General features: G+C 68.4%; 12 protein-coding genes. 1 reads left to right on the forward strand and 11 read right to left on the reverse strand.

All coding sequences use genetic code 11. The annotated features are described in order from the left end of the window. Positions 1-5: 5 nt before the first annotated feature. The 5 genes from ACZ5KW_RS02080 to ACZ5KW_RS02100 form a co-directional block, all read right to left on the reverse strand. On the reverse strand, positions 6-1094 hold the full coding sequence (locus ACZ5KW_RS02080) for a PAS domain-containing sensor histidine kinase (RefSeq protein WP_343779382.1): 1089 nt from the start codon (positions 1092-1094) through the stop codon (positions 6-8). Positions 1095-1150: 56 nt separating this feature from the next. Further along, entirely contained in the window at positions 1151-1540 is a 390-nt protein-coding gene (locus ACZ5KW_RS02085) for a DUF6276 family protein (RefSeq protein ID WP_343779384.1), read from the reverse strand. Between the two features lie 118 nt (positions 1541-1658). Continuing rightward, entirely contained in the window at positions 1659-2360 is a 702-nt protein-coding gene (locus tag ACZ5KW_RS02090) for a V-type ATP synthase subunit D (protein ID WP_343779386.1), read from the reverse strand. A 327-nt stretch (positions 2361-2687) separates the two neighbouring features. Then, positions 2688-3407, reverse strand: coding sequence for a DUF7345 domain-containing protein (locus ACZ5KW_RS02095; protein ID WP_343779387.1), 720 nt, complete (start codon positions 3405-3407; stop codon positions 2688-2690). Then, positions 3404-5380: a DUF7096 domain-containing protein gene (locus ACZ5KW_RS02100; protein ID WP_343779388.1), complete on the reverse strand. Its 1977-nt coding sequence runs from the start codon at positions 5378-5380 to the stop codon at positions 3404-3406. The genes ACZ5KW_RS02095 and ACZ5KW_RS02100 overlap by 4 nt, the downstream gene beginning before the upstream one ends. 180 nt (positions 5381-5560) lie before the next feature. Between ACZ5KW_RS02100 and ACZ5KW_RS02105 the strand changes: the two genes are divergently transcribed. After that, complete coding sequence (locus tag ACZ5KW_RS02105; RefSeq protein ID WP_343779390.1) at positions 5561-6736, forward strand: helix-turn-helix transcriptional regulator; 1176 nt, start codon at positions 5561-5563, stop codon at positions 6734-6736. Between the two features lie 51 nt (positions 6737-6787). Here ACZ5KW_RS02105 and ACZ5KW_RS02110 read toward each other — a convergent pair whose 3' ends face one another. Genes ACZ5KW_RS02110 through ACZ5KW_RS02135 form a run of 6 tightly spaced genes read right to left on the reverse strand, consistent with a single transcriptional unit; the run spans position 6788 to position 12213 of the window. After that, a complete protein-coding gene (locus tag ACZ5KW_RS02110) occupies positions 6788-8209 on the reverse strand; it encodes a V-type ATP synthase subunit B (RefSeq protein ID WP_343779392.1) in 1422 nt (473 codons plus the stop codon). A 2-nt stretch (positions 8210-8211) separates the two neighbouring features. Next, positions 8212-9987, reverse strand: coding sequence for an ATP synthase subunit A (locus ACZ5KW_RS02115; RefSeq protein ID WP_343779394.1), 1776 nt, complete (start codon positions 9985-9987; stop codon positions 8212-8214). 1 nt (position 9988) lies between these two features. After that, on the reverse strand, positions 9989-10318 hold the full coding sequence (locus ACZ5KW_RS02120; RefSeq protein WP_343779395.1) for a V-type ATP synthase subunit F: 330 nt from the start codon (positions 10316-10318) through the stop codon (positions 9989-9991). Continuing rightward, positions 10315-11361, reverse strand: coding sequence for a V-type ATP synthase subunit C (locus tag ACZ5KW_RS02125; RefSeq protein WP_343779397.1), 1047 nt, complete (start codon positions 11359-11361; stop codon positions 10315-10317). The genes ACZ5KW_RS02120 and ACZ5KW_RS02125 overlap by 4 nt, the downstream gene beginning before the upstream one ends. Then, positions 11358-11936: a V-type ATP synthase subunit E gene (locus ACZ5KW_RS02130; protein ID WP_343779399.1), complete on the reverse strand. Its 579-nt coding sequence runs from the start codon at positions 11934-11936 to the stop codon at positions 11358-11360. Before ACZ5KW_RS02130 ends, ACZ5KW_RS02125 begins: the two co-directional genes overlap by 4 nt. Before the next feature lie 22 nt (positions 11937-11958). Next, entirely contained in the window at positions 11959-12213 is a 255-nt protein-coding gene (locus ACZ5KW_RS02135) for a hypothetical protein (protein ID WP_343779401.1), read from the reverse strand. Positions 12214-12229 lie beyond the last annotated feature (16 nt).

Here is a 12229-nt window from a genome sequence, read left to right on the forward strand (position 1 = left end):
GTCGCTCACTCGACGAAGGCGACGCCGGTGAACTCGAACCGAGCCCCGCCCGCCTTTCCCTCCCTGAGCGTCACGTTCCACCCGTGAGCGTCCGCGATCCGTTTGACGATCGCCAGTCCGAACCCCGTGCCCGACTCCGTCGACGTGTGTCCGGGTTCGAAGACGGCCTCGCGCTCTGCCGGCGGAATCCCCCGCCCGTCGTCTTCCACGTAGAACCCGTCGCCGTCGTCGGCGGCGCGGGTCGTCGTGTAGAAGGCGTCGATCCGGCCGACGGTGACCGTGACGTGTCCGTCCCCGTCGGTGCCGTGATCGAGGGCGTTTCGAAACAGGTTCTCGAACACGTTTCGGAGGCGGCTCGCGTCGCAGTACAGCGTGGCCTCGTCGACGACCTCCAGCGTGGCCGAGTCGGTCGCGACGGACTCCCAGCTCTTCCGCGCGACTGTCGCCAGCTCGGCCGGCTCCGGCTCGCCGACGGGCTGTCCCTCCCTCGCGAGGGTCAGGGTGTCGTCGATGATGTCGTCCATGCGGTCGAGCGACCGACGGACTACGTCGACGTTCGTCCGCAGGTCGGCGTCGGCCGCGACGCGTTCGGCGAGCATCGCCGCGTGCCCCTGTGCGACGTTGAGCGGGTTCCGGAGGTCGTGTGAGACGACGTTCGCGAACTCGTTGAGGCGGTCGTTCTGCCGCTGGAGCCGCTGGCGCTGGGCCACCCGCTCGGTGATATCGTGACAGCTCACGAGGACGCCGTCGCCGCCGGTGCCACCCGGATGCCCCCGGACCGTCGACGCGAACCACGACCACGACTCGTCGCTCGAGCGGAACCGAACCTCGACCGTGGTCGGTTCGTCGGGGCGCTCGAAGGCCGCGTCGAGCGCGTCGGCCACCGCTTCCCAGTCGTCGGGATGGACGTACTCCGGCAGTCGTTCGTCGACGAGCGTTTCCGGGTCGTATCCGAGCGTGTCGCTTACCGCCGGGCTCGCGTATCGGACCGTTCGGTCGCGGTCGAGGAGCAGGAACACCTCCGTCGCGTGGCCGACGAGTCGCCGATAGAACTCGTCGTCTTCGCCCCCGTCCGCTCGAACGGGATCGGTCATTCGTTATGAGTATCGAGGGGACGCATATAGATGTACGTCCGAAGACGACGGGGGACTCATAAGAAGTCGATCAGCGCCGCCCGCCGCCGGTCGAGGTCGAACGCGGCGTCGGCCGCGTCGAGCCGACCCAAGAACGCGAAGACGTCGGCGCCCGCCCGCTCGGCGTGGTCGATGAGGGCCTCGATGGATTCGCGGTTCAAGGCGAACGAATCCAGCTTGCCACAACAGAGCGCCAGCGCGATGCCGGCCTCGCCGGACGGAAACGCGGGGTCGACCGCGGAGAGGTCGGGGTCCGCGGAGACGTCACCCGCGAGGCCAGCCTCGTCAGCCGGCACAACGCGCAGACAACGGGTACAGATCGCGGCCGCGTCGGCCGGCGCGTGATCGCGGAGCGCTGACGGCACCGCGAATCCGACGACCTCGGCGTCACAGTGAGGACAGGACATAGAGAGGGGTAGGCGCTGCGCGCAAATTAAAACACGCGTCGGGACGGCGGGGTGCCAAGGAGCGGGTCCGACGGCCGAAGGCGGCGGCCGATGGCGAGTCGGTGAGGACCGCGACCTGTCAGTCGGCGGGCTCGGGATCCTCGGTTTCCGCGGCCGCGGCCTCGGCGGCGGCCTCGGCCTCCTCTTCGGCCTCCTCTTCTTCCTTTTTGTCCTTGATCTTCTTCAGCCGGAACGTCTCCTCGCGCTCCTGCTCTTCGAGCTTCTGTTCGATGTACTCCTGGTTGTCGTAGAGACGGGGGAGGAGCGTGAACTCCAAGGCGTTCACGCGGCGCTTCGTCGTCTCGATCTCCGTGAGCATCTTCTTCATCGCGGTCTCGACCTCCGCGGCGAGGATGATCGATTCGAGCAGCTCCTCGTAGGCGTCGGCGGCCTCGTCGATCCGCGCGGAGGAGCCGAGCAGGCCGTACCCGCGTTCGTCGAGGCTCTTTCGCACCTTCGAGGACTCGATCTGCGGGACCACGACGCCCATGATGTTCTTCGACTGGGTCGTGATCTCCGGGTGCTCTTTCAGCGCCGCGGCCGCGCCCCGGACGGCGACGTCGCCCTCCATCGCCCGGGCCATGTCGATCTTGCGCTGGGCCGTCTCGTAGTTCTCGGACACCTCGGACCGGACGTCTTGCGCCTGGTCGAGAATGTCCATGAACTCCATGATGAGCCCGTCGCGCTTCTGCTCGAGCGTGTCGTGACCGCGCTCGGAGAGCTCGATGCGGTCCTCGATCGCCATCAGGTTCTTGCGCGTCGGTTTGACATCCTTGGCCATCTTGGGGATAGCTTCCGCTCCGAGGCGGTTAATTCTTTTCAGACGCGGCGTGTCGCGGGACGGATCGGTGTCCGCACGACGGCGGAGCCGTCGGCTGCGTCCGAAAGAAAAAGCGGAAGATGGGACGGATCGCGTGCCTCTGACAGCGGCGGGCGATCGCTCCTGACGACCGAGGTCGGGACGGCGATCCCCGTTCGGGTCCGGTGGGGTCGGCGGCGGGGACATGACCCGTCGGGACCCGTGATGGTCCGGCGTGCCGATCGGTTCGGTCCGGTTCGGTCCGTGCGGTTCGGCGCCGATCGCGACAGTTCGTGCGGCTCGCTCCGCCTACGTCCGTCGCCAGCCGGCGTAGGTGAGGAGTCCGACCGCGAGGAGCGCCAGCGTCGGCGCCAGCGGGGTCGGCAGCGAGCCGTCGGTAACGCCTCCGGCCTCCGGGGGCGCGAGCGTGGCCGAGAACCCGGACAGATCCGTGCCGGGATCCCACTCAGCGCTCGCGGCGCCGCCCTCGTCCGCCGAGGTCGTCGCGTCCGCCTCGACAGTCGCGTCGGCCAGCGCGTACCCGTCGGGCGCGACGAGCACGAAGGGTCGGTCCGGTCGGAACGCGCTCTCGAACGGCTCGCTCACGACCAGCCGGTCGCCGTCGACCGCGGCGAGGTTCGTCCACGTCACCGAGAGGCGGACGACGCCGGTCCCGTTCGTCGACTCGACCTCGACCCGCGCGTCGGAGACGCCCATCTCTCGTCCCGTCTGGGTCGCGGTCCGCTCGGCGATCCGCGTCATGCGGTCGTCGAACCGGGCCGTGACGTTCTCTGGCTGTTCGCGCAGCTCCTCGAACGCCGCCTCGTCGGCGTCGTCAGCGAGGTCGTACGCCAACACGAGCGCGACCGTCGCGTCGCCGTCCGCGTCGGGCGCGACGACGAACGAAGATCCCTCCTCGAGCGCCGGCTTCGCCCCGGGACCGTCGATCGCCGCGACCCCCGGAGCGAGGAGCACGGCGATCACCGCGAGCGCCGCGACGGCGGCGGTCAGACCGCGGGAACGGATCACTCGTCCTCCTCCTCGTCGTCGTCACCGTCCTCAGTCTCGTCGTCGTCATCATCTTCACCGCTTTCATTCTCTGCCTCGTCGCTCTCGTCATCGTTCGCTCCGAACTCGATCTCGAGTTCGCCGCCGCGGTCCCCGTCTTCGACCTCGATTTCGACCTCGTCATCGTCGGGCAGCGTCACTTCGATCCGACCGTCCGCGTCGGTCGTTCCGGCGGACTCGCCTCCGACCTCGACGGTCGCGCCCTCGACGGGCTCGCCGGCGGCGTCGGTCACTTCGACCGTCACCGCGGCACCGGGAGCGGGCTCACCGGAGGCGACGGCGACAGAGAGGTCGTCCTCGTCTCGGTCGTCGTCCCCGTCGTCGCCACCCTCCGCGTCGTCGGCGTCGTCATCGCTTTCGTCGTCGCGTTCCCCGACGTGGACGTCTCCGGCCCCGAGCGTACCGTCCGAACCGACCTCGAACTCGATCTCGGCCTCGAACGCGCCCTTCACGAGCTCCGCCTCGAAGTCGTCGGCGGCGGGCGCGTCGAACGAGAGCGTCCCGTCCGGGCCGGTCGTTCCGACCCGGTCGCCGTCGACGGAGACGGAGACGCCGTCGACGCCCTCGCCGTCGTAGGTCACCGAGAGGTCGACGGTTCCGTTCTCGACGGAGCCGCCGACGGAGAACCGCTCGGCGAAGTCGTCGTCGCGGTCCTCATCGGTCTCCGACCGGAGCGTGATCTCCAGTTCGCCGTCGCGGTCACCGTCCTCGACCTCGATCTCGACCTCGTCGTCGTCGGGCAGCGTCACTTCGATCCGGCCGTCCGCGTCGGTCGTCCCGACGGTTCGGTCGCCCAGCTCGACGGTCGCACCCTCGACGGGCTCGCCGGCGGCGGTCACACGGAGCGTCACCGTGGCACCCGCCTCGGCCGTGCCGTCGACGATGGCGATCGACAGCGGCGTCTCGTCGTCACCGTCGTCTCGCTCCCGCGGCTCGATCTCCTCTTCGAACTCGAAGATCTCGCCGGTCTGGCCGTCGACGCTGACCTCGGCCTCGCCGGTCGTCTCCGGACCGAAGAGGGCGAACTCGAACTCGTAGTAGCCGTCGTCCTCGTCGCGATCGACGGACCGAAGCGTCCACTCGCCGTCGGCGTCTGTCGACAGCTGCGCGGTGGCGGCGGTGAGCGCCTCGCTCTGGGTCACCTCGAAGGTGCCGTTACCGGGCTGTTCGCGCTCGATCTCGCGGGAGCGCTCGCCATCGTCGCTCTCGACCTCGATGGAGACGCCGCCGTCGACCTCCAAGGAGAACTCGCCCGCGCTCTCGGCGGTGTACTGCGCGAGCAGTGCGCTCGCGCCGGTGCCCGTCACGCGGGTGAGCCGCTCTCTGGCGTCCGCGTTCGCGGGCCGGTCGTATCCGGCGGCCCGAAGCTCGATCCCGGAGACGCCGTCCGCGCCGTCCGCGACCCGTTCGAAGCCGCGGTCGACCGTCCGCGCCTGTCCGGCGAGGACCGCGATCCGCTGCGCGAACTCGCCGCGGGCCAACTCGCCGTCTTCGTAGGCGACGCGGGCGTCGCGCTGGTCGGCGACGATCTCGTCGGCGCGCTCGCGGAGCGACGCGGATCGCTCCGCGAGAATCGTCGCGCGTTCGGACTCGTTTGCCTCCTCGAGCGCCGCGTCGAGCGACGAGGCCTCCACGTCGCTCGACACCTCGTCGTCGGTGACGGCGATGATCGTCGCGAGCTGCTGGCCGACCGTCGCTCGCGAGACCTCGCCGGTCGCGTTTCCGTCGTCGGTACCGCTCGCGTTCCCGTTCGTCGTGTTTCCGTCGGTCTGTGCCGAGACGGCCGACGCGTCGATACCGCTCGGTGCCGCACTGTTCGATCCGATGCCCGTCGCGTCCCCGCCGGTCGTCGCGCTCGCCAGCGCGGCGCCGGGCACGGCGCCCACGACGAGCCCCAGTGCCACGAGAACGGTCAGGATTCGTGTGCCTCGCATGACGATCGCAGCGAGGCTCGCCACCCACATATACCGGGACGACCGTGGCGCTCCGTTCCGCCGAGTTCCGACGGCTTGCGTCCGCGGAACGGACCGTTTCGCCGAGTTTCACCGCGTTTCCCGACGCCGCTGCGAGACGATCTGTGGGTTTAATTCCGGGCGGGGAAGAACTGTCTCTCAATGAAACGACGCGGCCGGACGGCCGGATCGATCGCCGCGCTCCTCCTCGCCGTCTGCTGTGTGGCGGCCCTCGGAGTGGCCGTCCCCGCCGGCGCGCAGTCGGTCGTCGTCCCCCAGACCGACGACCAGCCCGCGCCGGACAACACGATCACTCGGATCGACCTAGCCGCCGACGGGTCGGCGACGTGGGAGATCACCCTCCGGACGCGACTCGAGAACGACTCCGACGTCGCGGAGTACGAGCGGTTCCAAGAGCGATTCCGTTCGAACTCGAGCCGCTACCTCGATCCCTTCTCCGAGCGGATGTCCGGCGTCGTCGCGGCAGCGAACGGTTCGTCGGCCCGCGAGATGCGCGCGACTGACTTCGAGGCCGACACGGCGATACAGGAGGTCCCGCGGCGGTGGGGCGTCGTGCGATTCCGTTTCACGTGGACCGGCTTCGCCGCGGTCGACGGCGATGCGGTGGTGGCCGGAGACGTCTTCGCAGGCGGGTTCTTCATCAGCGCCGACGACGCGTTGGCCGTCTCGGTGCCGGACGGATACGCGGTCGAGTCGGTCTCCCCGGAACCGGACGACGTCGGCGACGGCGTCGTCGAGTGGCGCGGCCGCGAGGACTTCGACGACGGCCGGCCGAGCGTCCGTGCCGTGCCGGCGACGGGAGGCGCTGGCGACGCCGGTGTCAACGGCGCAGACAGGGGTTCGGATTCGGGCGGGATCGAAAGCGCACCTCTCCCCGCCGCGCTCGCTCTCGTCTTCGGGGCGGTCGCGCTCCTGGCCTACGCCGTGCGGACCGGTCGGCTTGGACTCGGCGATGAGCGGACCGACCGCGAGGGAGATCCCGCCGCCACAGACCGCAACGGCGCCGCCGACGATGCCGGCGGTGCCGCTACCGCCGCGGAGACCGACTCGACCGCGGCCGAGCTCGTCACCGACGACGGGTCCGACGGGGTCGATCCGGAACTCCTCACCGACGAGGACCGGGTCAGGCGCGCCCTCCGCGAGCGCGGGGGCCGGATGAAGCAGTCCGACGTGGTCGAGGCGTTCGGCTGGTCGAAGTCGAAGACCTCGCGCGTGCTCTCTCGGATGGCCGACGCCGGCGAGGTGAAGAAGCTGCGAATCGGCCGCGAGAACGTGATCGATCTCGCCGACTGCGACGACCCGACCGACGAGGACTGACCGTCGTGGCCGCTGGTCGGTATCGGTGCGAAAGAGTGGAGAGAAGCCGGATCAGTCGGCGGCTTCGACGGCTTCGCGCTCGGCGTCGTCCTCGCGGTAGTGCTCCTCGATGAACTCCTCGTCGATCCGGTTGAGGGCGTCCTTCGGGAGCATCGAGATCAGGTCCCAGCCGATCTCCAGCGTCTCCTCGATGCTGCGGTTCTCGTCGAAGCCCTGGTCGACGAACTCCGACTCGAACGCGTCGGCGAAGTCGAGGTACTTGTTGTCGAGCTCCGACAGCGCCTCGCGACCGACGATGTTCACGAGGTCGCGGAGGTCCTCGCCCTCCGCGTACGCCGCGAACATCTGGTCTTTCAGGTCGGCGTGGTCGGCGCGGGTGAGCCCCTCGCCGATCCCGTCGTCCATCAGCCGCGACAGGCTGGGGAGGACGTTGATCGGCGGCTCGAGCCCCTGACTGTTGAGGTCGGGGTCGACGTAGATCTGTCCCTCGGTGATGTACCCGGTCAGGTCCGGGATCGGGTGGGTGTCGTCGTCGCCCGGCATCGTGAGGATCGGGATCTGCGTCACCGACCCCTCGCGGCCCTGGATGCGTCCGGCGCGCTCGTACAGCTGCGCCAGGTCGGTGTACATGTACCCGGGGTACCCACGTCGGCCGGGGACCTCCTCGCGGGCCGCACCGATCTCGCGGAGCGCCTCGCAGTAGTTGGTCATGTCCGTCAGGATGACGAGGACGTGATAGTCCTTCTCGAAGGCGAGGTACTCAGCCGTGGTGAGCACCATCCGCGGGGTGACCGTCCGCTCGACTGCGGGGTCGTCCGCGAGGTTCATGAAGACGACCGAGCGTTCGAGCGCGCCGGTGCGCTCGAAGTCCTCCATGAACTCGTTGGCCTCCTCGGCCGTGATCCCCATCGCGCCGAAGATGACGGCGAACTCGGAGCCCTCCTCGTCGTCGCCCTCGTCTTCTTCCGGCACGCTGGCCTGCCGAGCGATCTGCATCGCCAGTTCGCTGTGCGGCTGGCCCGAACTGGAGAATATCGGGAGCTTCTGACCGCGGACGAGCGTGTTCATGCCGTCGATGGCGGAGACGCCCGTCTGGATGAACTCCTCGGGGTACTCCCGGGAGTACGGGTTGATCGCCGCGCCGACGATGTCCTGTCGCTCCTCGGGGACGATCTCGGGACCGTCGTCGATGGGACGACCGGACCCGTCGAGCACCCGACCGAGGAGGTCCTCGGTGACGGGCATCTTCATCGTCTCGCCGAGGAAGCGGACGGACGCGTCTCTGTCGATACCGCTCGTTCCCTCGAAGACCTGGATCGCGACTACGTCCTCCGAGGACTCGAGCACCTGGCCGCGCAGCGTCTCGCCCTGTGCCGTCTCGATCTCGACGATCTCGTCGTACCCGATCGCCTCGTCGACTTCGGCGTACACGAGGGGGCCGCTGATCTCGGTGATGGTTTGATACTCTTTCATGATCAGTAGAGGCTCCGGAGCTCTTCGGTGATCTCCGCTTTGAGATCCTCGATGTACTCGTTGTAGTCCTCTTGGACGCCGATACGGTTAATCCGCGGGGCCGACTCGATGTCGACGATCTCCTCGACCGGGACGCCCGCTTCGAGGGCGTCGAACGCCTCGTCGTTGAACGTCTGGATCGTCGTCAGCATGAGGTACGTCTTCTCCGGGGGACAGAAGGTGTCCACCGGGTGGAACGCGTTCTGCTGAAGGTACGCCTCGCGCAGGTAGCGCGCGATCTCGAGGGTGAGCTGCTGGTCGTCGGGCAGGGCGTCCTTCCCGACGAGCTGAACGATCTCCTGTAGCTCCGTCTCCTCGTCGAGCACGTCGACCGCCCACTGCCGCCGCTCGGCCCAGTCGTCGGCGACCTCGTCTTCGAACCACGGGTCGAGCTGGTCTTTGTACAGCGAGTACGACTCGTTCCAGTTGATCGACGGGAAGTGGCGCCGTTCCGCCAGGTCCGCGTCGAGCGCCCAGAACGTCTTGACGATCCGCAGCGTGTTCTGGGTGACCGGCTCGGAGAAGTCGCCGCCGGGCGGCGACACCGCGCCGATCGCGGAGACGGAGCCCTCCGTCCCGTTGACGTTCTCGAAGTAGCCGGCGCGCTCGTAGAACTGCGCCAGGCGAGCGGCGAGGTACGCGGGGTACCCCTCCTCGCCGGGCATCTCCTCCAGCCGGGAGGAGATCTCGCGCATGGCCTCCGCCCACCGCGAGGTGGAGTCGGCCATCAGCGCCACGTCGTACCCCATGTCGCGGTAGTACTCGGCTATCGTGATCCCCGTGTAGATACAGGACTCACGCGCCGCGACGGGCATGTTCGACGTGTTCGCGATGAGCGAGGTGCGGGCCATCAGCGGGTTGCCGTTGGCCGGGTCCTCCAGCTCGGGGAAGTCCTCGATGACCTCGGTCATCTCGTTGCCGCGCTCGCCGCAGCCGACGTAGATGATGATGTCCGCGTCGGCGTACTTCGCGAGCTGGTGCTGCGTGACCGTCTTCCCGGAGCCGAACGGCCCCGGAATCGCGGCCGTCCCGCCCTTCGCGATGGGGAACAGGCCGTCGAGGATGCGCTGTCCGGACACCAGCGGCGTCCGGGGGGTCTTCTTGTTCTCGGAGGGGCGCGCCTCGCGGACGGGCCACTCCTGGTGCATCGAGACGTCCGTCCCGTTGGCGAGCTCGGCGACGGTCTCGGTGACGTCGAACGAGCCCGCCTCGACGGCGGTGACCTCGGTGGTCTCGTCCTCGTCGAGGGCGTCCGGCGGTACCATGACCTTGTGGTCGATGGTGACCGTCTCCTCGACGACGCCGACCACGTCGCCGCGGCCGACCTCGTCGCCGACCTCGACGGTGGGCTCGAACTCCCACTCCTGCTCGAGGTCGATGCCGGGCGCGTCGACCCCGCGGTCGAGGTACGGACTGCCCATCTTGCCCTCCAGCACGTCCAGGGGACGCTGGACGCCGTCGTAGATGGAGTCCAACATTCCCGGGCCGAGGTCGACCGACAGCGGCTCGCCCGTGTTCTCGACGGGTTCGCCGGGGCCGACGCCGGAGGTTTCCTCGTACACCTGAACGGTCGTGAGGTCGCCCTCGATCTCGATCACTTCCCCCATGAGCCCTTCGTCGCCGACGTAGACGACGTCGTTCATGCGGGCGTCGAGATCGCGGGCGGTCACGACCGGACCGCTCACGCTCTGAATGACGCCGTCGTCAGAGACGGCGTCGGTTGTGTCTGCTTTGCTCATATTAGTCGTCTTCCTCCATCAGGTCGATACCGATGGCGCGTTTGATCTGGTCGCGCAGCCCACCGCTGCCGGCGCCGGAGCCGCCGAGCGTCACGAGGACGGGCTCGATGCTCCCCTCGACCGACTCGCGGGTCCCCCGCGAGAGGTGATCGAGGTCGTCGTCGTGCATCACGATGATGCCGACGCCCTCGTCGTCGAGCGTCCGCTCGACCGCGTCGTCGAGCTTCTCTTCTTTCTCGTCGTCCGGCACGTTCTCGAACGCTCGGACGCCGGCGAGGCGGAATCCGGTCGTGAACTCCGGGCTGCCGACGACCGCTATCTCCTGGCTCATGTTATCACCAGCTCCGATTCGATCTCGTCGGCCGACAGGCCGGCCTCCTTCCCGCGAGCGATCGCTCGGATGTTCTCGGTCTCCCGCTCCTTGGCGAGGATGTACGAGATCACCGGCGTGATCGACACCGGGTGGATCGTGCCGAGCTGGTCGCCGTACGCCAACAGCGCGGCGTCGATCGCGTGTTCGAACGCGATGAGACTGCCGGCCTCTTCGAGTTCGCGCAGCGCCGGACCGAGCTCGTCGCCGTACTGGCTGTCGCCGATGTACTCGACGAGTTCGTCGAGGTTCTGCGCCAGTCGCGCGAGCGACGAGCGGGTGAACAGGTCACCCCCCTCGATGAAGTACGCCGCCGGGTCGATGTCCGCGCCCGACCGGGCGAGCCGGAGGGCGTTCGTCGCGTTCCGGAAGTCGACCTCCGCCTTGAGGAACGTCTCGTACTGTCGGGTCGGCTCGTCGCCGCCGAGATTTGAGAGGAGTCGCTCGTAGAACGCGCGGTCGACCGCGTTTTCCAGCGGCACCAGCACGCCCGTCTCCTCGAATTCGGCGTACGCCTCCCGCAGCGGTGCCCCGTAAATCGTGTCTTCTAAGACCTCGATCACCGCGTCGATCGAGTCCGCTTCCAGCAGTCGGCGGATCCGGCGGTCGTCGAACTCACCGGCGCGGATCAGGTCGACCTCGACGGCCGACTGGTCCGCGTCGGTGTAGACGCCGCGGATGACCGTTTTCACGTTCCACGCGTCGAACTTCCGGAGGTACCGGGCTATCAGGCCGTACAGCGACCCCTCGCTCCAGTCGAGGATGGCGTCGAACTGCTCGGCGAGGTTCCGGTTCAACGCGTACTCGATCAGGTCGACGCCGCCGTGACGGCTCCCGAGCGCGTTGATCTCCGCGCCGTAGCTCGACTCCTCCATGAAGCGGGCGATCTCGGCCGGACTCATCCGGCTGAGCTTGCGGTACTCCTCGTCCCCGTAGAGGCTGCCGCGGCGGGCACGAACCCGCGCGACGACGTACTCGGGGTTCGGGCTCCCGGCGGTGCTCATTGGTCGAACAGTTGCTCCGAGATGTTCTTCAACTCGTCGTCCCAGACGGACTCTAGGACCGAGTCGAACGTGTTGTTCACGCGAACGCGGGAGGTGTCGCTCTCGGCCACGACGCCGCCGAGACAGTCGACTTCGCCGTCGACCTGGGCGTTGCGGTCCGCGACGAGGTCTTCGAGCAGGTCGACGTCTTCGGCGCGGGTGTAGACGGCGACGTCCTCGTCGTCGTCGAACTCGGCGAGGCTCGCGTCGAGCAGGGCCTCGGTGAGTTCGCGGCGGTCGTCGCCGTCGAGGCCGGCGATCGCGGCCTCGACGTCGTCGCGGACGTCTTCGAGGACGTCGCGGCGGGCGCCGAGCCGTTCCTGTTTGGCCTCGAGCTTCGCCGACGAGAGCGTCTGTTCGCGCTCTTGGGCGACCTGGTCGTCGGCCTCGGCGAGCCGCTCCTCGCGGATACGCTCCGCGTCGGCCTCGGCCTCGGCGACGATCTCGTCCGCCTCCTCCTGAGCCGTTTCGCGGATCTCCTCCGCACGCGCGCGGGCTTCGTCTCGAACGTCCTCAACGACGGTTTCCAAACTCATTGGTTGAAAAACGCTGAAAGAGTTACCCGACGATGAAGACGACGACGAGCGCGAGAATGACGATCGTCTCGGGAAGGACCGTCAGGATGAGCCCGTTGACGAACAGATCTTCGTCCTCGGCCATCGCGCCGACGGCGGCCGACCCGATACCGCGCTCCGCGTAGCCGGCGCCGAGCGCCGCGAGTCCGACCGCGAGCGCTGCCGCGGCGTTGGGGTCAGTCAGCGTTCCACCGGTCGACAGTACGAGGTTCCCGAGTGCGTTGGTAGCTTCAAACATTGGTAGTAGTTGCTGT

The organism is Halorubrum ejinorense (assembly GCF_055389685.1).